Annotated in this window: 27 protein-coding genes and 1 pseudogene; 12 read left to right on the top strand and 16 right to left on the bottom strand. The window is 53.0% G+C overall.

Going from position 1 to position 23,449, the window contains the following annotated elements; all coding sequences use genetic code 11:
• Window positions 1-5 precede the first annotated feature (5 nt).
• Together QN215_RS09700 and QN215_RS09695 are read right to left on the bottom strand one after the other, a co-directional pair.
• Window positions 6-1,175 (bottom strand): MFS transporter, encoded by a 1,170-nt coding sequence (locus tag QN215_RS09700; RefSeq protein WP_369344082.1) that lies wholly within the window; start codon window positions 1,173-1,175, stop codon window positions 6-8.
• Window positions 1,156-1,638 (bottom strand): MerR family transcriptional regulator, encoded by a 483-nt coding sequence (locus tag QN215_RS09695; protein ID WP_369344081.1) that lies wholly within the window; start codon window positions 1,636-1,638, stop codon window positions 1,156-1,158. The genes QN215_RS09700 and QN215_RS09695 overlap by 20 nt, the downstream gene beginning before the upstream one ends.
• A gap of 170 nt (window positions 1,639-1,808) precedes the next feature.
• On the opposite strand from QN215_RS09695, the gene QN215_RS09690 reads away from it, so the two are divergent.
• A complete protein-coding gene (locus tag QN215_RS09690; RefSeq protein WP_369344080.1) occupies window positions 1,809-2,228 on the top strand; it encodes a helix-turn-helix domain-containing protein in 420 nt (139 codons plus the stop codon).
• A gap of 2 nt (window positions 2,229-2,230) precedes the next feature.
• On the top strand, window positions 2,231-2,602 hold the full coding sequence (locus QN215_RS09685) for a hypothetical protein (protein ID WP_369344079.1): 372 nt from the start codon (window positions 2,231-2,233) through the stop codon (window positions 2,600-2,602).
• A gap of 73 nt (window positions 2,603-2,675) precedes the next feature.
• On the opposite strand, the gene QN215_RS09680 is transcribed toward QN215_RS09685, so the two are convergent.
• A complete protein-coding gene (locus QN215_RS09680) occupies window positions 2,676-4,565 on the bottom strand; it encodes an InlB B-repeat-containing protein (protein WP_369344078.1) in 1,890 nt (629 codons plus the stop codon).
• Between the two features lie 173 nt (window positions 4,566-4,738).
• On the opposite strand from QN215_RS09680, the gene QN215_RS09675 reads away from it, so the two are divergent.
• The 5 genes from QN215_RS09675 (at window position 4,739) to QN215_RS09655 (ending at window position 7,471) form a co-directional block, all read left to right on the top strand.
• Window positions 4,739-4,882 carry a hypothetical protein gene (locus QN215_RS09675; protein WP_369344077.1) on the top strand — a complete coding sequence of 48 codons (144 nt, stop codon included), beginning with the start codon at window positions 4,739-4,741 and terminating at the stop codon, window positions 4,880-4,882.
• A gap of 157 nt (window positions 4,883-5,039) precedes the next feature.
• On the top strand, window positions 5,040-5,270 hold the full coding sequence (locus QN215_RS09670) for a hypothetical protein (protein WP_369345138.1): 231 nt from the start codon (window positions 5,040-5,042) through the stop codon (window positions 5,268-5,270).
• Window positions 5,201-5,683 carry a cysteine hydrolase family protein gene (locus QN215_RS09665; RefSeq protein ID WP_369344076.1) on the top strand — a complete coding sequence of 161 codons (483 nt, stop codon included), beginning with the start codon at window positions 5,201-5,203 and terminating at the stop codon, window positions 5,681-5,683. The genes QN215_RS09670 and QN215_RS09665 overlap by 70 nt, the downstream gene beginning before the upstream one ends.
• 277 nt (window positions 5,684-5,960) lie before the next feature.
• Window positions 5,961-6,323: a DUF488 domain-containing protein gene (locus QN215_RS09660; protein WP_369344075.1), complete on the top strand. Its 363-nt coding sequence runs from the start codon at window positions 5,961-5,963 to the stop codon at window positions 6,321-6,323.
• 788 nt (window positions 6,324-7,111) lie between these two features.
• Window positions 7,112-7,471, top strand: a complete 360-nt coding sequence (locus QN215_RS09655) for a MerR family transcriptional regulator (protein WP_369344074.1) — start codon at window positions 7,112-7,114, stop codon at window positions 7,469-7,471.
• Between the two features lie 346 nt (window positions 7,472-7,817).
• Here QN215_RS09655 and QN215_RS09650 read toward each other — a convergent pair whose 3' ends face one another.
• Complete coding sequence (locus tag QN215_RS09650; RefSeq protein ID WP_369344073.1) at window positions 7,818-8,156, bottom strand: winged helix-turn-helix transcriptional regulator; 339 nt, start codon at window positions 8,154-8,156, stop codon at window positions 7,818-7,820.
• A 106-nt stretch (window positions 8,157-8,262) separates the two neighbouring features.
• Here QN215_RS09650 and QN215_RS09645 point away from each other — a divergent pair, with 106 nt between their 5' ends.
• From QN215_RS09645 to QN215_RS09625, 5 genes are all read left to right on the top strand, one after another.
• Complete coding sequence (locus QN215_RS09645) at window positions 8,263-9,201, top strand: NAD-dependent epimerase/dehydratase family protein (protein WP_369344072.1); 939 nt, start codon at window positions 8,263-8,265, stop codon at window positions 9,199-9,201.
• A gap of 182 nt (window positions 9,202-9,383) precedes the next feature.
• A complete protein-coding gene (locus QN215_RS09640; protein WP_369344071.1) occupies window positions 9,384-9,644 on the top strand; it encodes a hypothetical protein in 261 nt (86 codons plus the stop codon).
• A 17-nt stretch (window positions 9,645-9,661) separates the two neighbouring features.
• Window positions 9,662-9,994, top strand: a complete 333-nt coding sequence (locus QN215_RS09635; RefSeq protein WP_369344070.1) for a hypothetical protein — start codon at window positions 9,662-9,664, stop codon at window positions 9,992-9,994.
• A 127-nt stretch (window positions 9,995-10,121) separates the two neighbouring features.
• Window positions 10,122-10,298 (top strand): hypothetical protein, encoded by a 177-nt coding sequence (locus tag QN215_RS09630; protein ID WP_369344068.1) that lies wholly within the window; start codon window positions 10,122-10,124, stop codon window positions 10,296-10,298.
• Complete coding sequence (locus QN215_RS09625) at window positions 10,234-10,431, top strand: hypothetical protein (protein ID WP_404978494.1); 198 nt, start codon at window positions 10,234-10,236, stop codon at window positions 10,429-10,431. Before QN215_RS09630 ends, QN215_RS09625 begins: the two co-directional genes overlap by 65 nt.
• 208 nt (window positions 10,432-10,639) lie before the next feature.
• On the opposite strand, the gene QN215_RS09620 is transcribed toward QN215_RS09625, so the two are convergent.
• The 12 genes and pseudogenes from QN215_RS09620 to QN215_RS09565 all read right to left on the bottom strand — a co-directional run bounded on the left by QN215_RS09620 (window position 10,640) and on the right by QN215_RS09565 (window position 23,316).
• Window positions 10,640-11,986, bottom strand: coding sequence for an IS3 family transposase (locus QN215_RS09620; protein ID WP_369344066.1), 1,347 nt, complete (start codon window positions 11,984-11,986; stop codon window positions 10,640-10,642).
• Window positions 11,987-12,253: 267 nt separating this feature from the next.
• Entirely contained in the window at window positions 12,254-13,279 is a 1,026-nt protein-coding gene (locus QN215_RS09615) for a restriction endonuclease subunit S (RefSeq protein WP_369344065.1), read from the bottom strand.
• Window positions 13,276-15,354 carry a class I SAM-dependent DNA methyltransferase gene (locus QN215_RS09610; RefSeq protein WP_369344064.1) on the bottom strand — a complete coding sequence of 693 codons (2,079 nt, stop codon included), beginning with the start codon at window positions 15,352-15,354 and terminating at the stop codon, window positions 13,276-13,278. Before QN215_RS09610 ends, QN215_RS09615 begins: the two co-directional genes overlap by 4 nt.
• Complete coding sequence (locus QN215_RS09605) at window positions 15,354-15,539, bottom strand: type II toxin-antitoxin system RelB/DinJ family antitoxin (RefSeq protein WP_369344063.1); 186 nt, start codon at window positions 15,537-15,539, stop codon at window positions 15,354-15,356. The genes QN215_RS09610 and QN215_RS09605 overlap by 1 nt, the downstream gene beginning before the upstream one ends.
• Before the next feature lie 159 nt (window positions 15,540-15,698).
• Window positions 15,699-15,842: a hypothetical protein gene (locus QN215_RS09600; protein ID WP_369344062.1), complete on the bottom strand. Its 144-nt coding sequence runs from the start codon at window positions 15,840-15,842 to the stop codon at window positions 15,699-15,701.
• Between the two features lie 1,267 nt (window positions 15,843-17,109).
• Window positions 17,110-17,274, bottom strand: coding sequence for a hypothetical protein (locus QN215_RS09595; protein ID WP_369344061.1), 165 nt, complete (start codon window positions 17,272-17,274; stop codon window positions 17,110-17,112).
• A 442-nt stretch (window positions 17,275-17,716) separates the two neighbouring features.
• Window positions 17,717-17,851, bottom strand: a complete 135-nt coding sequence (locus QN215_RS09590; protein WP_369344060.1) for a hypothetical protein — start codon at window positions 17,849-17,851, stop codon at window positions 17,717-17,719.
• 334 nt (window positions 17,852-18,185) lie between these two features.
• Window positions 18,186-19,430: a tyrosine-type recombinase/integrase gene (locus QN215_RS09585; protein WP_369344059.1), complete on the bottom strand. Its 1,245-nt coding sequence runs from the start codon at window positions 19,428-19,430 to the stop codon at window positions 18,186-18,188.
• 570 nt (window positions 19,431-20,000) lie between these two features.
• Window positions 20,001-20,363: pseudogene (locus tag QN215_RS10100) on the bottom strand (IS30 family transposase); the annotation flags it as partial.
• A gap of 315 nt (window positions 20,364-20,678) precedes the next feature.
• Window positions 20,679-21,425, bottom strand: a complete 747-nt coding sequence (locus QN215_RS09575; RefSeq protein WP_369344058.1) for an IS3 family transposase — start codon at window positions 21,423-21,425, stop codon at window positions 20,679-20,681.
• 57 nt (window positions 21,426-21,482) lie between these two features.
• Complete coding sequence (locus QN215_RS09570; protein ID WP_369344057.1) at window positions 21,483-21,920, bottom strand: transposase; 438 nt, start codon at window positions 21,918-21,920, stop codon at window positions 21,483-21,485.
• Window positions 21,921-22,623: 703 nt separating this feature from the next.
• On the bottom strand, window positions 22,624-23,316 hold the full coding sequence (locus tag QN215_RS09565) for a phosphatase PAP2 family protein (RefSeq protein WP_369344056.1): 693 nt from the start codon (window positions 23,314-23,316) through the stop codon (window positions 22,624-22,626).
• Between the last annotated feature and the right edge of the window lie 133 nt (window positions 23,317-23,449).

Here is a 23,449-nt window from a genome sequence, read left to right as displayed (position 1 = left end):
CGCAATCATGAGGTTGCGGCCATGCCTGCGGCGGCGAGCAGAGAGAGTACAGTGCCAGTGATTGCAAACGCGGTGGTGGTTCCGACCGCGCCTATCAGTGAGGCGAGGACGATGATTGGGATGATCATCCCAACATACCCCATCATAAAGAAACCGGCCTGCGATGCGGCAGCGGTTTCACGGTGAGAGTGCGCGGTTACCACGCGAGAGGCTTCAGCCAGGATAAGCCCCGAGCCTAGGCCGAGCAGCAGACTGGCGATGATGAAAACGATAAGCATGTGTTCACAGAGCGCGAGGAAGAGCAGCGCAAACCCAACAACGAAAAGTCCCATTCCTGTCATGCGCCTTCGTGCTGTCTGCAAGCGCATGAGAACGAGCTGCCCTACGGCGCTGCATGCCATAACCGAGCAGTAGAGTATGGGACCTGCAAATGTCGAGCGCATGGCGAATGTGTCCGCGAGAATTCCGGGACCCAGCGATGCGTATACCGAAAAAGCGGCGAAGGAGACCAATCCGCAGAGTCCGGCACCGAGGTATGATCGCAGACCTCCGTCAGGAACCTTTGGCAATCTCACATGGAAACTGCGCCGGTTTCCTTCGCTCGCGGCAATGCGTGCGCAAGGTATCAGCGATGCGCAAAGCAGTATTGCGAATGCAAGGAATGGGGCGATGAAAGGGTTGCCGACAGCGGCGACCACGATGGCCGACAGAAGGCTTCCGAAGCCGAGGCCGCCAAGGTTGGCCACGGTCGAGATCGAAGCGGTCAACTCTGGACGAGATCGTCCGTCATATGACAAGCCTTCGCTGATTGCCGGTGGTGCCGATGACACCGTGAGCGCTACGGCACAGCCTTGCAAAACTCGAGCCAGCAGTAGTGGTGCAATTCCCGGGATGAGGAGTATTGCCGTTGCCATGAGGTCGATGACGATGGCAACGCTCATCACGCGGAATCTTCCCCATGAATCGGAAAGTCCGCCAAGCAGTGGCAGCGCCATGAACACTCCGACTGCCATGGCGCCGAATGCCACGCTGACTCCTGTGGACCCAAAGCCATATCGTTTTTCGTAGTATTGCCACAATGGCGTGGTCACCGTCACCGATGCCATGATGATGGTGAAACACCATGCCGCTATCCAGGAACTTCCGAGTCCTTTTCTATTGTTTCGTTGTTCCACGATCCGTGTCCTTGTGCCCGACGAGATGGCGATAATAGAGAATCTTGCTGTCCAACAGGTTCAGGCTGTCAGCCAGTTCCTGCTGCATGCGAAGCAGCTTTTCACGATGGTCAAGCAACATGTGCAGACGACTGTCCGCCGTGTCTGGCCCTTGGGCGCGCAGCTGTACGTACTGGGTGATGCGCGATACGGGCATGCCGGTTGCGCGCAGTCGGCGCACGAATCTGATTCGTTCCACATCCAAGTCGCTGTAGAGCCTGTGCCCGCTGGCATCGCGCGCTATGGAATCTATCAAGCCGATTTTTTCGTAGTAGCGAAGGGTGTCGATGCTCAGATTGGTGAGCGTTTGCACTTCGCTGATGGACTTGTCGGGAATCACCTGAGTAGCAGGTACGTCGAGAAGTTTCGCCTTGGCCGCTAGCTCGCTCTGGCTGGGAATACTGGAATGCTTTGATTGCTTCATCACAGGTAGAGGATACGACCTAGAGCGCACTCTAGGTAAAGGCCAGACACGCCCACAGTTACATTCTCTGCACTGCAGTGAGCCATGCTGGGAGCCCTTATAGTGCAGGGCAAGGTGACGACCGCTTATTATTCTTGACCATTCAGTCAATTAATAGTATCGTTTTGAGCATGGGTCGTAATAGAAGCTTCGATGATGGTGAGGTCCTTGCTCATGCTCGCCAGGTCTTCCTTATACATGGGTATGAGGGCGCTTCGATTGGTGCACTTGTCAGAGCCACAGGCCTGCTTCGGGGCAGTTTGTACGGAGCGTTCGGCAGCAAGAGGGGCATGTTCGTGGCTGCATTGCGTGATGCGACGAATTCGAAGTCGCGAGATTCGGGTGTGCTCAATCTGGTCTTGGTGGCGCTGATGGAGCTGTCGGGTCGCGATCATGAGGTTCGCGGGCTGGTTGAGGATTATTTGGCGAAGGTGTCTCGCCTCGGATTGGATGAGGGGACTGTCGATATCGTTGACATCGCTTCGCTCCTAGGCAAGACGCTGTTACGGCGTGCGCACATTCGTGTGGTCGCCGATGGTGAAGGAAGGTAACCATGGGAAACAAGGTGACAATTGCCGGGCGGATGCTGCAGATTGAGCCGCAGGGCCTGGATAGAGTGTGGTCGTTTAAAACTAAGCTGGTGATACCCATCGAGCATATTGTGGGCGCGACCGAGGATCCAGGCATTCTTGACGAGACTAAGGGTTTGCGTGCACCCGGTCTTCATGTTCCCGGCAAGTGGGCAGGTGTGTTCTCCAAGAATGGGGAGAGGACGTTCTGGAATGTTGCCAGGCCGGAATGCCCTGTTGTCATTCAACTCAGAGGCGAGCAATATGAGCGGCTGGTGCTCGGGGTGGAGAATTCTCGTGATCTGGTTGACCGGAGCAACGCAGCAAAACCAATTATCCCCGCCATGTCATCATGACGAGGATAATCTACGCGCTTCTACATTTCACATATGAGAACGGCGCGCTACATACTGCATTGTTGGATTCTGGTTATGCATGACAACGACGCCACACAAGCGCCGCACCAATACCACTGAACAGCAGCATTGCAGTAGCAACAGCGCTTATCGTGCTCCCGGTGGAAGCCAAGGCATTGCCGCTCTTCCTGCCTGTGTCACCAGAAGGCTTCACGGCGCTGCTGCCAGCTGCCGGAGCAGAAGGTGTTCTTGAAATACCGGGATTCGTCGTGGGATTCACCGATCCGAAAGCAGCAACGCTTACCCACTGCGCATACAAGGTGATATCTGCGGTGACGGGTGTCTTGAAATCAAAGGCGTTCTTACCGGCCTTATCGCTAGTCCACTGCACAAACCTGTAACCCTTACGTGTAGGATCAGCTGGCTTGTTCACTGTCTTGCCCTGCTCGACATCCTGAGCATCAACTTGAGAGCCACTCTGAGCGTCAAAGGAGACATGATGCTTCACGCCGATATACGTATATGACAACAAGGCGTCCGGCTGTGCAACGTCACTTACTGTCCACTGCACCTTCACGTTCGCCGTGCCAGGCGTATGCGCTGGTGTGGTGATCTGCCACTGACCTGATGCCTGATCAAACATGAGATTACTGCCCTCGACACCATCAAACAACACTTTCACAACCTTCGTCGCGGGAGTGCTCACACGTACTGGTGTGTAGCGATCGGTGGTTGTTTCATCGCCCAACGGGCCGTATTCATTGCTGCCCCATGCGTAGGTGTTGCCGTCACTACCCAACGCTAACGAATGACGATATCCGCCATCGATGCTGGTGAATGTCACGCCTTTGGGAGTATTCACGCGTACTGGTGTATAGCGATTGGTGGTTGTGCCGTCGCCCAGCTGACCATATCCATTCCACCCCCATGCGTACAGGGTGCCGTCATTGCCCAATGCCAGCGTATGACCCATACCAGCATGAATGTTAGTGAATGTTACGCCTGCAGGAGTGTGTACTCGTACCGGTGTGAGTTGGTTCGTGGTTGTGTCATCGCCCAGCTGACCACGGTAATTAAAGCCCCATGCGTATGTGTTCCCGTCATTGCCCAACGCCACAGAATGGCCCAGACCGCCATCGATGCTGGTGAATCTCACGCCTTCGGGGGTTTTCACTCGAACCGGTGTGGATCTATTAGTGGTCGTTCCGTCGCCCAGCTGACCATATTGATTGCGGCCCCATGCGTAGGTGTTGCCGTCGCTGCCCAATGCCAAGGACTGGCCCAAGCCGTCTTTGATGCTGGTGAATTTTATTCCGGCGGGAGCGTGCACGCGTAGCGGTGTGGACCGATTAGTTGTTGTCTCATCGCCCAACTGTCCATATGCATTGAGACCCCATGCGTAGGTGTTGCCGTCGCTGCCCAACGCCAAGGTGTGGTACCAACCGGCATTAATGCTGGTGAATGTTACGCCTGCGGGAGTGTGTACTCGTATGGGTGTGAGGTGGTTCGTGGTCGTCTCGTCGCCCAGCTGATCATATTGATTGTCGCCCCATGCGTAGGTGTTGCCGTCGCTGCCCAACGCCACTGAAAAACTCAGACCGCCATCAATGTTGGTGAATGTCACGCCTTCGGGGGTTTTCACGCGTACCGGTGTGGACCGGTTCGTGGTCGTTCCGTCGCCCAGCTGACCACATTCATTGTCGCCCCATGCGTAGGTGTTGCCGTCGCTGCCCAATGCCAATGAATGATCAGAACCAGTATCAATCCTGGTAAACCTCACATTCCTAGGAGCTTGTATCGCGACGTGAGTGCCACCCGCATCACTGCCTTCACCAGAATGCAGGGAAAAACCCTGAGCATCCGCTTCACTTGCAACAGCCAGAGGATTGTATATCGCACCACCTGTTAACCCAACAACGCATGCCACGCACAATGCCACGCAAGCACGCACCAATTTATTCATATTAGATAATTTTTTAAACACGTTCGCAATATTACCGATCAAGTATAATTTACTAACTTATTTACGAAGTTTTTCTGCAAATTATCAGAATGAGAACAATGAATTTGCTTGCTGTGACAGGATCTAGATTGATGAAATGACGCTATCGGTAATGGTTCTCATTAGCCTGATATATGGGAAAATCGACGTTCGGCCTGATGCTTTTCTGCTGCGATGCCGAAACGCTTGGCCAGCTGTCTGTGAATGCGGACACGGGCGTGTCGCTTTCTCTCGGCGTTTCGCAATGCTGGGCTTCATTCTTCTGTGGAGCTGTCTAGAAGATGCTGTGTGTCTAGCTGATGCATGCAGAAGGGACTGCCGAAGGACGATGCATGCATTTGGCTATGGAAAGACTGCCGGTTTGTATAGGGTCTGCCTGTTGAATATTGATACGTTGCTTTGTGCATGGGCTGTGCCCGATTCTTTGGAGGACGAATGTCAAATCCTGCTGTAATCTTGATTGAATTCCAAAATGAATGGCTGTCTGAAACAGGCCGGTTGTATGGCCGTTTGGAGCCTGATTATCTGCCATCGGCGCTGTCGAACGCGCGAGAGGTTTTGGAATATGCGCGTGGACAGAATTTTCATATCATACATTGTGGAATGTTTTTTTTGAACCCGGATACCCAGGGCTCTCAGGAGTTGCTCCTGCGCGATTCGGCATGAGATATGCGATTCAGAAAGCGCAAACTTGGCAATCCGGAACCCGGGCAAGTGAATTTACGCCACCTTTCACACCTGCGGACGGAGAAATGGTTATCAGGAAAACCGGATCCAGCGCATTCACTGGGGCTGATCTGGATGAATACCTTAAGTCCCAACATATCAGTGAGCTGTATTTCATGGGATTCGCCCTTCATGTCTGCGTCGAATCGAGTATCAGATCTGCACATGATCTGGGATACAATGCATCGGTTATCACGGATGCCGTGGCAGCGTTCACTCAGGAACAGCCGCTGTATTGCGTCAACCAGATACTCCCGCATTTCGCCGGTGCAGTTCAGACTGCCGACATCCTCGGGAGCACTTCAACATCCAATTCTCGTGGTGATTTACAGTCCCAGAAAGCGCATGAGTAATGCCACAGCACAATTCGCGATCATCATCACTCGAAAATGTAAGGCTTACTTAAACGCATTGAGTGTGGGATTGTGAGTGTGAGGGAATCTGCGGATACTTACATGTGGTCGTTTCCTTCTACGCTGCGCGCTTGCTTTGATTTTTTTGCGGGCTGATGCTTCGGCTGGTGTGCATATAGGTGGGTCTCGCTTTCTCGTTGGTTTCTAGTTAGAGTGGAGATGTGGCGCGCAAATTGCATGCGTTATTTGACTACGCGCGTCCGGAAAGTGCACTGTAATGAATCACGTCATCAGGATCGGACGCATCTACTCGTCGGATTCCGATATCCATGCATATCGTGTCCTCGTCGATCGCCTCTGGCCGCGGGGGATGAGCAAACTTCGGGCTAGGCTTGACGTTTGGGCTAAGGACATTGCTCCTACGACTGAGTTGCGTTCATGGTACGGACATGATCTTGAGAGATACGAGGGTTTTCGGAGCCGATACATCGTTGAGCTCGACTCCAATCCCAATGCTGCCGCGTTTCGCGAGGACTGTGTGAAAGCGTTACAGGATAGGGATGTCCTGCTGCTCTTTGCGGCCAAGGATGCCAGCCACAGTAATGCTGCGGTTCTTGTTGAGTGGTTGGAACGGCGGTAGATCCAAGGAATTCGAAGAGATCAGTCGAATAGCGACTGCGAAGGATGAGACCATCATGCAGCGAGATGGAATCATCGGAGCTTTCGGTCCAGAGGCGACGGTCTCATACTATCGTAGAACCATCAAGAGCGTCCAGAAAAGACCTGGAGGGACCAGCGTTCAGCCAAATCTGCTTCATGCGTTCCCAAGTAGCAGTAGAGAAGGGCGTCTCAAAGGCCACAGGAGAACCAGTATGGTTCTTGAGACATGGACTTGCTGTCGCTGAGTAGTCGAAAACGAAGGCGACCATCTCGAGGGTAAACGTTTGGCTGTTGCGGGCCGGTCTCTCCTTGCCCTTGGTGAGGCATCGGGTTGCAGTTTGTGCGATTTCGAATCGTCGGTCGAACCACTCTTCCATTCTGATATTTCCCTGATTCTTGCGCTGATCATTCCTTGTCGGCGATACCGATGTGGGTGAGCAAGGGTTGGTTTTGGAGAGAGTCGGCGATGAGTAATGGAGCACTTCGGGATGGCTTGGTTATGGCGGAACATATGAGTAAGGGTTTCATCTCTGCGACGGGACCATGACAATGTTCTGCTACCTTCGACGCTCTCTGGTTGAAAGGTGGACCGCGGGAGGATTTCTGCTCGCCATGGGAGCCGTCGACTTGCGACAGCGCAGCCGGTCTTTGTTCGTATCGTGTGGCCATGATATTCCATCTCAACGCTTCATTGTCTTCATTGTGATGTCTAGAGGTCGGAGAATAAACTATGAACCATGATTCAATGCAAATGCGGGGATGACATCCATGCGTGTCAGTGAGATCAGCGCAATGGTGAAAGTTCCAATATCGACTCTGCGCTACTACGAGAAACGAGGCATCCTCAAACCTGGACGCGACGGCAATGGATACCGGGATTACAGCGAAAAAGACGTCGCATGGATACAATTCGTGCAGCGCCTCATAGCCACAGGAATGAGCCTCGCACATATAGAAGAGTTCTCGCGTATGCGGCACCAAGGTGATGCCACCGTCGGCCAGCGTCTGACAATGCTCACTCAGCACCACGACAGACTCATGCGCCAGTCGCGCGAGCTCAACGAACAAATCGACTATCTGGAACACAAAATCATCCACTACCAGCATCAAGCAAAATCCCAGGAATAAGCCTTCAGAAATACGCGCAGACAGTAAACGGTCACTTGGCTTGCGTCAGCGTATGTGCGTGAGGAAAGAGAACTCATTCCAGGCTGCTATCTGATATCTATTTTTCTGAGCGTTCGGGCAAACAATTCACTGATGATGGAAAAAATCTGGACTTCGGAAGAAATGTGCACAAAAAGAAGCGGGCGAACGCTCTGCCGGTTGCTCGTTGCATGCGAAACAACATGACTGCGAAACATCATGACTGTGAATCAGAGTATCGCGGAGACTTATACCTCGTCGGGGTGTGGAGAAAGCAGCAGCCCATGGTTGAATCATTGCCAAATATTTGCCTGACGTTTCACACGTCTCACTGTGCTGTTGACGTTTCTGTGATGTTCCATGTGGTGCCCCATGTCCCTATGGCTTGAAAGAGTGGCCGCAAGTCCTTTCCCTTTGCTGTGAGTCGGTATTCAACCCTGGGCGGCAGTTCGGGGATGACGTTCCTGGTTATGATGCCGTTTTCTGTGAGTTCGAGTAGCCTTCGTGACAGCATCTTCGGACTGATGCCATCGAGGTGGTGCTGGATTTCCGTGAAGCGTGAGTCGCCTCTCAGTAGGTTGCACAGGATGGGGAAGGTCCATTTCCCTCCTATGACATTCATGACTGCTTCCACCGTAGAGATCTGGCAGATTCCCGCTTGTTCCATGCTTCCTCCTTCGATAACTTACTATACAAAAGTATAGTACTATACTTTGTCTATTGCTTGCTGTAATTTCGTTGCTATCTGTTTGCTATCTACCAAGGAGGAGTCGATGAAAGCGGTGGTGGCCGGTGCAACTGGGTTCATAGGTGGGCATGTCACGGAACAGCTCGCACGCGCAGGACACGACGTTACGGCCCTCGTGCGCACTGCAGACAATGCCGGATTCCTCAATGACCTTGCAGTCGCAGTCCGTGAAGTGGATTTTGCAGACATGGATACGCTCACGGCACTCCTCAAAGGCAACGACGTGATATTTAATTGCACCGCAGCCAATGGCATCAGTCCAGACTCGGCATATGGCGACGTTGAGGTCACCATCTCGAAACGACTGGCGCAATGCGCTTCAGATGCGGGCGTGCAGCACTTCATACAATTGAGCTCAACCATCCTCTACGGATTTGAACACGACGGGGTGATTGACGAGAGTTACCAGCCCGTCATTGCTTCCTCGCTGCAGCAGGTCCAGGAGCATCGGGAGCAAACGGTGCGTACTGTTGGCGAAGCGGCAGGAATGCGGGTAAGCATTGTCCGCCCGTCCAGCGTCATTGGATCCCGTGACCGCAAGTCGTTCTTCACTAGACTGTTCGCCACTGCCACCAGTGCCGCTTTCCCACTGGTTGAGGGAGGGGCGCATCGCACTTCGTTCATCGATGCCAGAGACATGGGAAGAGCGATGGCCTTCATAGGGGAACATGCCCTGACGGGGACATATCTGGTAAAAGGCTTCGACGCAAGCTGGCTGCAAATCAAGGAGTCCATGGAACGGGCGGCGGGCATAACACTGGCAACACGGGACATCAAACCTGATCTGACAGGCAACGAACTCAGCGGAATAGGGATATCTCCATATGAATACAAGGTGTTCTCGACCACACGAATCTGGGATGACAATGCAATGCGCCGCCAGGGATTCATGCCACGATACTCGCTGCTGGAGGCGGTAACAGCCGACATCCAGACAAATCCCGGAAACAGCAACATCCGGTAAACGCATGTTCAGTAAACGAGGGTTTTCTACACAGTCCCACGGCCTGCCGATCCGGGCCGTTTTTCATGCCGGAACGTGTATATAAACACGTGCAGGTATCAGTGTAGATGTTTTCGGTTGAACGCATGGGATAATTCACGCAAGGTCTTGCCGGTATTGCGATATTGTATTACGATATTTTCATGGGTTACCGAGGAGTGGTGTTCGCCAGGGCTGCTGAGCGTCATGGGTTTTCGATTCGTGACGTGGTGTATGCCGTGGAGCATCCGATTCGTCGTGAGGCTCGGGAGCATGGCGGGGCGCGGTACGTGAAGCTGACCGGACGGCATCATGGTGACCCGCTGGTGCCGAGCATTGAGGTCATGATGAAGATCATCCCGGGGCAGGGCATCGTGGTGTTCCATGTGAACGCCGAACAAGGCAATTTCTGGGACAAGGATTGATAGATTGGGAGTGTCTGATGGCATTGCAGGATGAAACGTGGCGGTGGGATGACGGTGATGTCGTCGCATCCACTCACGAATCGTTGGGACGCGACGTTGACAGTGACCTCATGCTGGCGACCGGGGCGGACACCGCGCGAGAGGCGCACGAGCTGTTCGTGGGTCGTCCGCGGCTGAGCGAAGAACGTGGCGAGGAGAGTGTGCAGTTGCAGTTCAAGGCGCCGCGTTCGATGGCTGCCTTCGTGGACGAGCAGCGCAAGCGGTCGGGCATGCGCAACAAGTCCGAGTATCTGCGCATGCTCGTCGAGCAGGAGATGAAGCGTCAGCACCACCGTTTGCAGGCCGCTTGACCATGATCATGGGCAGTGCCAGCGTGTCCATCCTGGATTAGAACGAGGCATTGCAGACCGGCTGCGAACGGATGTTCACCCCGACCATGCGTCCTGCGCGAAGACACACCGGCCCGGTCTGCACCATATGCTCGACACCATCCACGAAGGGGACACACTCGTCGTGTGGAAGCTCGATCGGCTTGGCTGTAGCGTGCAGAACCGCGCTGAATCTCATAAGCCTGCTGCGATCCAGGGGAGTGAGGTTCAGGAGTCTGACCGAGAACATGGACACCACCACGTCGGGAAACGCGCCCATCTTTAACGTTTTCGCCGCCATGATAAGGGAACGCACCAACGCGGGACTCCAGACCGCCAGAGCAAGAGGGCAGTATGTTTTGTCCTGTCAAGTTGAGCTGTGTCATCATGGTTGTTGCGCAGTGAGAGTGCCCAATTGAGTCCACTTCAATTTTCCACACACTTTCGTGCCTATAGCCCCCAAAAGACCTTGTGCGACCCATAGGGCACCAATCTGTCCTATTAGATGTCCTATTAAACCGGTCAACACTGTCTAAAAGCCATTTTCGGGTTATAGGAATAAAGGGGGTTCGGACTGTTTTCTGGTTGGTTTAGTCCGTTGATGTTGATTCTAGCTGTTTTCGGTGTTCATGTATGGTGACGCCACCGAGGCTGGTCTTGATGCGGTGGTTGTAATATGAAGTCCATGTACCAATGGATCGCAGTTTCCAGTTCGCTCATGGTGTTCCACGTGCGCTCGTGGAACATCTCGGTCTTCATGCGTCCGAAGAATCCCTCGCACGTGGCGTTGTCGGGAGAGCAGCCCTTGCGGCTCATCGAGCGGGTGACGCCTGCGGCGTTCAGGGTCTCGATCCATTCCGCGGCACGATAGTGCCCGCCCCCGTCGGAATGTATGATCAGCGGATTCGTGCGCTGCGTGGGCAGCGTGCCGATGGCCTGTTCGAGCATGGACTGGGTCAGCCTCTTATCGGGGCAACGGCCTGTCGTGAACGATACGGCCTTGCCGTCATGGCAATCAATGATCGGACTGAGATAGACCTTGCCGTTGCGTGCCGCGAACTCGGATACATCGGTCAGCCATAGCCGGTTCGGTTCCCTGGCATGGAAGTCGCGTTTGACGAGGTCCTTGGGAGCCGGCGTGCTCTCGCCCTCGTAGCTCGAATAGTGCCACTTGCGATGCGCGTAATGCACGGGGATGCGCTCCTGCTTCATCACACGGCGCACCACCTTCTCGGAAACAACGATGCCCGCCCGCTTCAGCGCCATCCAGACGCGCGGGGACCCGTACGTGAACCCGGACGAGCGCGCGATCTCATGCACGCTCGCGCGCAGTCCGGCCAGCCTATCAGGACGTGCCAGGGCCGTTCTGGCATATTGATAGCTGTTTGCCCTCAGTCCCGTCGAGTCAAGCAGCATCGTCAATGCAAGACGGTCTCTCAGAGACTGGATGATTATCGTCTTGCTGGTGTTTGTCAGTTGTCCCGGGATGACGCCCGCGTCTTTTTTTACCAGGTCAAGCTCCTTTTCGAGCACGGCCTTGCCGACCAGCAGCCGAGCGGACAGGCGGCGCAGCTCGACCGGATCATCAGGCAGCGACGCCTCAGGCTGGGCGCGGGTCCTGTACCCCTCGCGCTGCTTGCGCTCCGATCTGGTCATCAATCCCTCCTCGCCGCCCAGATGCCATGCATGCATCCACTTATACAACAGCATATGGTTGGCCACATCCAGACCCGCGGCGACATCAACGACCGGTTCCCCCGCAAGCATGCGATTGACGGCCTCAAGCTTGACCGTCACCGAGTAACTGCGATACGCCGAACGGGCGATCGGCTTCTTTCTGCCCGGCCTGCTGCCCCGCACCCAGTCGAACAACACGTGGCGCGAGGGATAGCCCAACAATCGCAACGTCTTCGCATACGACTTATGACGCCGATACGTGGCCACTGCGACCCGTTTCTGCTCAGCCGTGTGCATGACCTTCAACTGATCCTCCAATTTCGACCAGAAAACAGTCCGAACCCCCTTTTTGCCTATAACCCTCGGAATAGTAAAGCGTCTCGAACAGAGCCGTATTTTTTGTTCAAGACGCTTTACTTCAAAATCTACCTTTACTTAGGCACATCAATTTCCTTGTCGAGTAGGATGTCCAGTTTTCGCCTGACCTCATCCACCCTTTGCCTGTATTCAGTGGCCTTCGAAACTATATCAACCAGATGCTCCTGTTCAGCGATGCTAGGTATGTTAATAGTAAGTAACATTGTTGAAGAAACCGGTCTTGTTCCATGTACCATTATCGGAGTTTGAAGCATAGGCGAGGAAATCGGTTTTGCAGGCTATCGCAAGCCAACGCAGGTCAATCTGATACGGGCAGTCATTCTTGACCGAAACAATATATGCGTCATCGTTTATCACGTATTTGCCTTCAGGAAGGTATCTCGTACCGCCCGCCTTGCCTTTGCGGACAACAAGCAAACCTTCCTTGCCTTCGAACGTATTCAGTTCCTTCGTTCTCCCGGACGCCGTAGAAATCGTGCACTTTGGTATATACCCCATAGCCGTGTCGGGAATCGTTGAAGCGGTCAGCACTTGGTATCTGGTTCCTCCAAAGTTGCTCTTGCTGTAGATGAGCTCCTCCGTCAATCCAGTATTGCCGCTCATGCAGTCCAGTAGCTCAGAGATTGGAATTTCTTTTGCTTGGTATTGAAGATATTCAGAGCTGACCTGCTTGTCTAATGCGTCGTCGATCCTCGTCGCGAAGTCGTCGTAAACTTTCAATCTAGCTGATATGAGCTGGTATTTTTGCAATAGATGATGCTGGATGTCTAGAGGCGGCAGGGAAAAGGTGAACTGAACCAACTGCTGTATTGAAAGGGTTTTTGATCCGTCGCTGACAGCCGTTGCCCGTAGGCGGTTTTGGAAGAATATAGCGAAGAACTCTGGATTGCATATTGTTCTCGATTGCAGTAAAGGTTTCAGGAACCCCGCGTGATGGTTCAGAGCGAACGTCTCATCGCCTTTCTTGTAGGTCATGCTACCCGCACTGCCGTCAAGACTAAGGATGATCCCAGCATCTGCAAATGTGCGTATGTGTTTGCCTTTTGTGGTGATGCAACCGGTTTTCACCCAACGTGTCGGAACGCTGTGCGACTGGTTGCCGCCGTACAATGCTATGGTTTCTCCGTCACCTCCGAAGGATTGGTATATCACTTCGTCGGTGAGCCCGAAATCACCCTTTACAATAGGAGCGAATATGTCGTTGAGTTTCATGCTATGTTCTTCAAGGCTCTCATAATCCCGTCAAGTTCTTGCTCCATCTCACTGGGTGTCACATACGGGGGATCGTAAGGTCTCAGCCATTTTTCCGGTAGAAGCGTCAGGAACTCGTCATCAGTCACATTCTCGATATCGATATAACCGCATTTGCGCGCGGTCACTTCTTCCCCGTCGGGCGCAGTCCAGGTCTCTCCTCCTGACGCTGCATCATCCTTGTTGTGTCTCCAGCAGTCTTCTAGTTGGGAGATACGTTCGTTGCCATCAGTGTCAACCCAGCTTGAGATTTCATCGTGCTCCCATTTCTGTTCCTTGCCTCTGAGTCTGGTCGGGTAGCGTTTGTCGGAATTGGCGAAACCGTCGTAGTCAAGTATGTACATCCAAATAGGGTTGGTCTGGAACATGCCGTTTTGATGCGATGGATCCTGACCGTTTCCTTGGATTGAGGGACGAACACGATTGTAACGTTTCTTGATGAAAACGGCGTAGGTCTTTTCCTTCGTATAAGGGGCAAACGCGAACTTGGGGAGTGAGACGATGTGCGTAATTTCGCATGTCATCAGAATCTCTTTGCGGAATGCCTTGAACGAGGGGTTTTCGAGTATACCGTCAGGCGTTATGATACACCCCTCGCCGTTTATCCTAAGCAGATCTATTACTCTGCAAATCGCGGCTATTTCCATGCGTCGACTTGAAAGAAACGATGTGTCCGCGAGAACCGTACCCTGTCCATATGGTGGGTTGGTGATGACGTAATTATAGGTTCCCCCCATTTTCTCAATGACGTGCTTGCCGTTGATTTTTACGGGAACGAAGGAGTTGTCGTCATAGATATGGTTGTGACCGTCTCCAACAAGAAACATATTAAGCCGTGACCTTGATGCATTGTCCTTGCGTATGTCAATACCGTAGAAGCATTCAGTCGAAAGGAACGTTTTGGCTTCTGAGGTGAAGGTGTTGCTGTGTTCGAAATTAGTGCGCAGTACCTTGTAAGCTTCGGTCAGCATCCCTCCTGTTCCGCAGAATGGGTCTATGACGGTGAACTTTGCGTCCGTATTGAATCTTTCGGATTGACCGAACAAGAGCTTGGCGAAGATATGCGCGTAATGGCGGCTCGTGAAATACTCGCCGAAATCTTTCTTCTCCTTGGAATTAGCGAACGCCTCATAAACCGCTCCAAACAAATCGAAACCAGTTCCATGCAAAGGCGACATTGAATCAACGGTGTTATATATTTCACCCAGTTGGCTCGCTCTCACTAACGGCGATGCCCCTGAAATGTATTCCCTGACAACATTAACAGAATCGGCGAATTCCTTAAATTCCGAATCGTCACCGGTGATCCGTGTGATATATGCCAGAATTGTTGCGGCTCGGGTCTTCTCAGCCACGTTTCTTGCAGTCGACCACCATGTCAAAGATTCATCGTGACGGCCGTCCAAGCCGGCTTTTTCTTCATAGTATTCCATCGAGACCATGCCAATGGTGAAGTCAATCTTTTTGTTGTTGTTTTCAAAATCAATTCCACGATAGATATTCTTCAACTGCCAGAGCTTGCTGTCGAACACCGCCTCCGACACTGCCGTAAGGGTGTCCACGCCCATCTGGATGTCGGTGATGTTGTTGTCTTGGCCGGTCTGGTGTTTGATGAGGCGCAGCACGTCCATCGCCTGCGGCTCGGATATAGGGTTCCCGTTGAGGGAGAGACGCTTTCCATTAAGATTATAGAAGTAGGTGTAACGGCAGTTAGTTACGCCGAAATAGTGAAGTCCGAGTTCGGGTGCCTTTACCATGCATTGGTTTATGGCGTTTTTCCAGTCGGCATCATCTAGCTTGCAGTGGATATCCTTCGCTTCGAGATAACAGATGAGGTTGTTGACAAAACGTTCCTCATCATTCGAGTCTTCATATGGCTCGTTGGAGATGGTTATATCCGGTCGCCGGATTCCTGTGTGGTGGGGGAAAGCCATGTCGTTGACGATATTGTGTGCAGGGATGCCGAGTTTCTGCACTAGCACCTCATTGATGAGCCTCTGCACCGACAGCGCCTCAGCGCTCTGATTTCCAGCCATCAGTCACCATCCTTCTCTTTGTTGCCGAGTGTCACGCCGAATGGTAGTCCGTTCTCTCTGACAACGGCTTTGAGTAAGAGGGTTACGACTCCGGTCATGTTCAGCCATAACGGTTTCAATACTCTCATAGCTTCGTTCTTCAGTTCGGGGTCGAGGCACATGGTCGTGGTCGGCGTGTTCGACATGACGCTATCCTTATCGTTCGACTTTCTTGATATGCACAGTGTACGTGCATGTTCTATGTTGTCATGTCCCAGTAGGCCATGTGCGGCGGCATGACATTACTTCAGTCGCGGGTGATGCTGGGGCATGGTTGAGCATCCAACTGCCGGATAATGCTGTCGCTACGACTGGTACGAAACGAGCGCTGCCGGAGGAACCTTGTCAGAAGCTTTGTAGATGCTCACGCCTCTGAACTCGGTGAGGAACCCGTTAAGATTGTGGTGCAGCGTGTTGACATGATTGACGTGACGCGATTTCGCTTTCACCTATTCGAAGCGTGTATGTACCTCTTGCATCGAGCCCTGATGTGCCGGTGCTTCATCTGCCTAAATATGCGTTCCACGACCGATCCGACCCCGAGGGATGCGACGGCTCGCTATTTGAAGATGAGTCCTCGCCCGATCAGTACGGCGAATGCCATGTCCGGGTCAGCAACTCCGGTCATTACATATATCTGCTCTTTCGACAATCCGCGCCGGTGCAGAGGTCTGCCTCGATATTGAGCCGGGCGAGATAGACGAAATCCGCCTTTCATATGGTTGCTTTTGAGGCTCTCCCGCAGATACGTTTCATCCAACTGCATGAACATGCCAGCGGTTGCCGCGCATCTCGGCAGGTAGCGTTCCAATCATGCAAGCAGTCGGCGGCTCATAAGCCACGTTATACGCAACGAAATCTCACAGCGCAACGCGCATTCATGCAATGCCAGGCAATCCACGAAAGCACTCCACATACATCATCCACTTGGTGACAGACAGCTTCGAGCGCTCGATCAGCGTACTTCTGGTCTGTAAGAACGCGCGAATGCAGTCCTTTCGCTGCCAGCATTACGAACCGTTCGAATTCTGTCCCCTTTCACGATTGTGACAGAACAGCAATACGGGCATGCCGGATTGTCGTCACTGTGAGCGGTGATGGTTTTGTAGACCTTTTTGTAGATAACTTCGCGCAATTCACGCACCGCGTTCTACTGCTTTGCATGGTTCATGCCCTTGAGCTGCCGTCGCACAGTGGCTGCGAGTCTTATCATCACCACATCCAATGCTGTAATTACAATGTAACTATAAGATTGGGCATATGAATGGACTTATGCTAATTCTAGTTTAACAGAGCCCAATTAATAAAAGGACACCAGTGATATTGCGTGAATGGGGTTTCGATTCAGAGAATCTCACTGACGAATAAAACGAAGAGCTGCGTGAAGCAATACTGGAGGAATGGCACTCATCCCTTTAAGTGAAGAAGAGAAGGCTCTCTAATTTTAGGCTACATGCAGTTACTTGCAAGTGGCCACAACCTGGCACGACATTTCGCCACCACCAGAACCGCATGCAAGCTCAAGCATCTCCTCATAACTCATACTGCTAGAACCAATCCCCGACGAGATACCGCACGAGTATGCTCCATTAGATGACAATTGACTGCCTTGATTCCCTGAAGTTGAACGGGATGTGGTAGATGAAAAATTCGATCGACTGCGTGAAGACTGTGCCTGTGCTTGTACCTGGGCTGCGGCTTGACTACGCCTGATGCTCAGAAGAAGCCTGTGTCCAACTTGTCAGCATCGGCTTTCATCGTCTTAGCGCTGGAATTGACAGAATCGACATCGTTGAACTTGAACTCCTTCGAGAACGCGGTCAAACCCTTGAAATAGGCATCCAACTTGTCTTTGTTCAACGATGAAGCCTTGGCGTCCACGTCCTTATCTCCCTAAGTAATGGCGTCATTGATGGCCTTTTGGGTTGTATCGCTAATACCCTCAGAGGAACCAAGTATGTTGTTGGCTTTGCTCTTGGCGCCGATGTATGTGTCCTCTGATAACTTACAGTCAGCGTTTGCAACATCAATCTTGAACGTATAGACAGACTTGTAGACCTCAAGAGACGAATCATGAAGGTTGGTACTGGCCGAATCAAGCTTCTTCTGTTGGACAGTCACCTCATCAGTGGCTGAACGCTATTCCTTGAGTCCAGAAGGATTGGTCTGCTTGAGCTTAATGCCCAGAACCTCAGTGGCCTTCTTAATTGAGGCACTCAGGTCGGTACGAGTCTTCTCATCTTTGACCTGTTTGTCAGCGGAAGCATTCAGCTCCGTGGTCGAATCAATGACCTTGCGAAGGCTGATCTAGTAGTGTTTGCACCTACAGACAGGCGGGCTTTGCGCCCTTGAGTCTCTTGTAGGAGAGCACTTCACCTCCTACACCCAAGCACATGACCATAACCGCACATACGCAAATGACCACCGGCAGGCGCTTGCTGATCTTATGTTTCTTCATTGCGATCTCACTGCTCATGGCCGAATCCTCTTGAACTTACAACAGCTAATATTGTGTCGTCGTGTACTCACAAGCAAGGGTATTCACGAGCTTCTCCGCATAGGAACATGAGCATTCCAATATGCTCATCGTCTAAGGAATGGTAAGGGTTTCGGTTATAGGTCGCATGGCGATGCTCGTTTGCCTGTTTGAGGGGGGGGGGCATGTTTCGCTCCGTTCACAGTCTCCTATGTGGGATCGTCGGGTGGTTCGGGCTGGTTGGCGTGTTTGGCGAGTTCCTGTTGCAGATCACTGATGCGGCGTTCGAGTTCTTGCCTTTGGCGTTTCAGCGCTTCTAGAGCGTTCTTGGCTTGGCTGAGTTCCGCTTTGACAGTTGCGCTGGTGCGTTCCGTGTGTTGGATGTCGAGTGTGACCAGGGCCTCGAAGACACGGTCGGCGAGGCTGGTGGACCCTTCCTCGGTGGCGCGTTGGAAAGGGCAAGGCTGATCTCCGCGTCGGCGTGACGGCCGTAGCGTTGCACCTCTTTGGGGGTCCCTCCTTGTTGGGCGGCTGCGGTGATGGCGGTGGCCCTCAGGGCGTGGAAGTGCAGGTCGGGTCGGTTGGCTGTCATCCGGGCTTTCTCGAACTGTCCTCGCAGACTGTTGGGGTTCATGATCGCCGTGGTGCGTGGCGTGATGAGCTGCGCGTCGGCTTCCTTGGCACAATGCGCGGTCATGTGGTGTTGCAGGATAGGGATGAAGGCTTCCGGGATGATCTGGTAGTCTGCACTGGACTCGGTTTTAGGCTCCTTAAGCACTAAGGCTCCCTTGTCGCCTGCGCTCCGGCCTATCGAGTGCCGCACGTAGAGGCATCGGTGGGTGATATCGATATCCCGCCGTTGCAAGGCGCAGATCTCGCTGATGCGCAGGCCAAACACCGCGCCCAGGTATATCGAGATGTGTGAATACTCCGGCATCTGCTCGTAGATGGTTTGCAACTCGTTCGCCGTTGCCGCTGGTATCAGCGCCTGCTTCGATTTGGGCAGACGAAGGTTGGCGCGGGTGCAGGGATTGCGTTCGATGATCGACGGCTGCCCGTCATGTGCCGTGCTCGCCTGCTTCATGATGGCCTTGAACACCTGATAAGCGCGACGCAGAGCATGGATACCATCCACATATTCGCCGTCAAGCCAGGTGTTGACAGATTTGGCATCGATATCCACCAGACGCGTGCCGCCGAAATACCGGTTCAGGTGGACTATGGCCTCACGCTTCTTTCGCAACGAGGACGATGTGAGCGCCTTGCCATCCGCCCCAAGATACCCGTCAAGAAACGACTTGGCATACTCGGAGAATATTACGGATGATTGTTTTTCGGCATGTTCGCGTTCGCTAGGATGTGTCCATGTGGCTTTGCCGAGTTCGTGGGCGGTCACCAGCCGGTGCTCGTCCTCCAGCCAGTTCTCGGCGCGAAGTTTCTGATCGGGTTTGAAATTCCGCTGCACCCGTTTCGACGCATTCAAAGGATGCACATACCTCGCCTGATAGGCCGTCACCTCGCCACGGGCGTTCTTGCGTGTGAGGATCGTGCCCCCAGTCATTGCGTTGCTCTTTGCGTCTGGCCATAACGTACCTCGCTGTCCGCCCATTCGGGTGCACCTAACCATGCACCTATCTAGACCACAATCATACGGAAAGCTGCGGAAACATACGACCAAACGACAACTCGAAAAAAGACTAAAACGGCGAAATGCCAACGGAAATCGCACAAAAGAAGGGCTTTCGGCAAAACAACGAAAACCCTGACTGTGGAGCTAGGGAGAGTGCAAAGATTCTGTGTAGATGCTTGAAAGTACAAGCAAAAGTATGGACTACATTCTCCTTTACCCCGCCAATTACCACATCAATGAGGACGGAGCAATCAATGCCGATGACTCGTGACTGTTTCTTGAACGGTAGATACGGTATGCCCCCATACACTCAGGGAAGGCTTATAGCACGAGTGCATTGTTCGCCGATAGTGTCATGCCAATTATCACAAGCACCGGGCTTGAGACAAACGGCGGTAGCCGCAGCATCGTGTCCATCTTACTTCGACGCCTCCCAGAAAAAGGCCGCAGCCCGGCGGTTTCTAGTGGTGGTTGTAACGGTTGGTGGTGTGTTGGTGGTTTCTAATATGCGGTTTGGTTGATGAGTTCGATGATTTTTTCGTTGGGTTTCATGTAGTCGAGGGTTTTTCTCGGGCGGTCGTTGAGCTCCTCGGCGACGGCGTCGAGATATTTCTCGGGGTAGATGCTCAGGTCGGTGCCTTTGGGAAAGTATTGGCGCATTAGTCCGTTGGTGTTCTCGTTGGTGCCGCGCTGCCAGGGGCTGTGCAGGTCGGGAGAAGTAGACCTGCATGCCCAGGCTGGTGCTGATTGTGCGGTGCAGGGCGAGTTCGCCCCAGGTGTCAGGGTGTTGCGCAGGAGCTTGGGCAGGTGACGCATCTTGGCGATACTGGCGTGCTGCACGCTCTGGGCGTCATGGCGGTCGGGCTGGTCCATGTCATGACGATACCAGTCGACCCGGGGCCGTTCGTTCCTGTCAGTGCTTCTGGCTCGCCCCTTGCGCCAAGCTTTCCCGTGCGTTTGGACACCCCGACCATGCGGGCAGCCTGGGTGAAGTTCATACCCTGATTCAACAGCTCAACATAGTGGGCGCGTCTTGCCTGGCACATCGCACGCCGGGGCGGATAGACCGAGCCCCGATACTCGTATTGCGACATCCATTCCTCCCAGAAAGACAGATGCCGCAACCACCACTAGAACCAAACCGATCTTTTAAGCCATTTGAAGTGGACTGGATTTTGTTCACACTGTTTTATTGGTTTTTGGGGTGATTGGTATCACTTGTGATTTATAGTAACGTGCTTCCACTTCGGCTGGTGTCAGGTAGTTCAGAGTTTCATGAAAACGTTTCTGGCTCCACCAGAACGCCCACTGGAAGGTGGCTTGTTCCAGTGCCTTCACGCGGTCGATGGGCCTGCCGCGATGGATCAGCTCGGTCTTGTACGCACTGTTGACAGTTTCCCCGAGGGCGTTGTCGTAGGAGTCACCCACGCTGCCGGTGGACGCGAGGATGTCATGCTCGTTAAGGTGCGAGCCGTAGAGAACACTGATGTACTGGGTGCCGTGATTCGAGTGATGCACGAGTCCACGCGTATCACCGTGCCGGGCTGCCCAGCCGGTGGACTGGTCCAACGTGAGCAGGGGCAGATCCTTGGTGGGCTGGCTCGCGCTCACGGCCCAGCCCACAATCCTTCTGGCGTAAGCGTCGGTCACGAACGCCACATAAGCGAAACTTCCATCGCTCAGATGCACGTAGGTGATATCAGCCACATGCAGACGACCGGGAGCGGCTGCGCTGAACCGGCGCTCCACTAGGTCCGGGCGCCCGCCCGTACTCCTCACGGACCGCGTGGGGATAGGGATCCGACCCCGACGTATGCCTTGAATCCCAAGGGAGAGTATGACATGCAGCACCTGGTCGCGCCCGATTCCAATCCAACCCTGACGGATCAGCTGACGATGCACTTTCCTGTACCCGTACACCGCCATGAACCGGTGCGCGTGCATGCCCGCCAATGCCACGCGCCAGCGTCTCGTGACGAGCCCTTACCGGTGGAGACGGTATGTGCCTTCGTCTGCCAGTACGCGCGAGACGTGATGAACCCGCCATCCAACGAGACCCTCAACGTCCAGCAGATTGGCCCGACCCCGAACCGTGCGCGATGACGGTCGATGTACGCTACCATCAACGCCGTGTAGGGTCGAGCCTTGAGGCGAAAAAACCGAGGCCGAGGAAAGTATCTCGTTGCTGCGACGTAGCTCCGCATTCTCCCAGCGCAGCCGTTTCAACTCCGCAGACTCGCCAGGACCGGCCGTACCGTTCGCATCGGCCTGTTCCTGCCAGCGGCGCAGCGACTGCGTGGCGACCCAGAGGCTCCTGGCCACACCCTGCAGCGCCTTCGTCTGCGACGAATAATTCTCCCACGACTCGGCCAACAATCTCACGGCCCGATCCTTGAACTCATCGCTAAATTGTATGCTCATAATCCCATCATTCCCTATCTAGGGGAAATCAGGAACAAAAACCAGTCCATATCACATTTGGCAGTGATCATGACTATTACTATGGCTTTGTTCTGGCAACAGGGAAAGCCACCGTCGCCTGGTTTCCTGATGCCAGTTCTTCCTCTCACAGGATTGGTCAGAACTCATACACGAGGAATCCAGAGCAATTCACCAGATGTTACCAATGAGGGCATCACCACGTTGGAAAACAGATTGGTCCACTCAAAAACAATGGAAGATGAAGAATAAAGAGAATATTGATACTAAGAAATATGAGATAGCCAGTTCTGAGTACGATGGTGAACCATTCCGAAAGATGGGTGGAAAAGAGCAGTGAGAACCACTGACGCCCGTAAGAAGCTGGCAGGCAGAAATAGCGCACTTGAGTAAAGTAAGGAGTCGAATCAGCCAAGATTCAGACCCAGATATCCCTGTTCTTAATGTCTGGTAAACAGCAGCCAGCGGATCCAACGGCTACATGTGGATTTGCATCGAACCTCATCATCCAGATTCGATTTAGAAGCGGGGGATGAAACATATCAAGAATGCATGTAGGTTATACGTAGTTAAATTGAATTCCGCTTTGGCTGGATATGATTATCACCGTATAATGTACTACTCTGTTAGTTTCACCTGAGATCTTAAGATAATTTTGTCGGTTGTGTCGTTTTATCCATCGATATTAATGCAGTGGACCTGCCATTATCTCTTGTTGTGTTATGACTCCCATGCTTGCTGCCAGCAGGGCGTTGAGAATCAGAGAAGCCACTACATCGCTGGGATAGTGGACGCCCAATATCAGTCTGGAGACTGCAGTCATCACTGGAATGAGCATCAGAATCACCGATACGGCGAGCCTCAGAAAATATCTGTTCCCTCTTGACGATTCGCGGACATGACGCAACTGCATGATCAGAAACAGCAGCGCCACGCAGCATATCGAAGCCGCGACATGCCCGCTTGGAAAGCTTGGATCGTTCTCCAGATTCCCGAGGGATGTTCCTGGACGGCTACGATTGACGATAACCTTTACCACGAGCGTCACCATCATTGGAGTGACGGCGATTATGGCACCCCTCAAAGGTTGGACCCAGCCACGCTGGGTCCAAACCAAATAGAGCAGAGAAAGTGAAACTATCAGTGCAGTCCCCGCGATCGAGAAAGCCTGTCCAAAGCCTGTTGAGATAGCCAGCAACAAATGTGGAGCTTTTTGGAATTGTTCAAGTATCTTCATCTCGTGATTCGTGATAGACTGACTTCTTTTCAATGCGTCTCCGATAGGAATGATGCAAATGAGAGCCAATGCTGTCACTAAGAGGAGCAGCCGCCTGGTCCAAGGCAGCCGAGACAACGACATGACGAAAGGATTATTCATGCGTTCAAGTGTTGCATTGAAATACCAAGAATTCTCCAAGAATCATTTCTGTACGTGACTGCACTGTCTGGCATTCAATTCTTAGCGTTTGCTTAGCTCCATACTGGGATTATGTCGGTGACAGTATAAAAGG

It is taken from the genome of Bifidobacterium sp. WK041_4_12 (assembly GCF_041080795.1).
Taxonomy (GTDB): Bacteria; Actinomycetota; Actinomycetes; order Actinomycetales; family Bifidobacteriaceae; genus Bombiscardovia; species Bombiscardovia aquikefiricola.
Note: the sequence above shows the minus strand (reverse complement) of the source record. Positions and strands in the feature narration are given on the sequence as shown.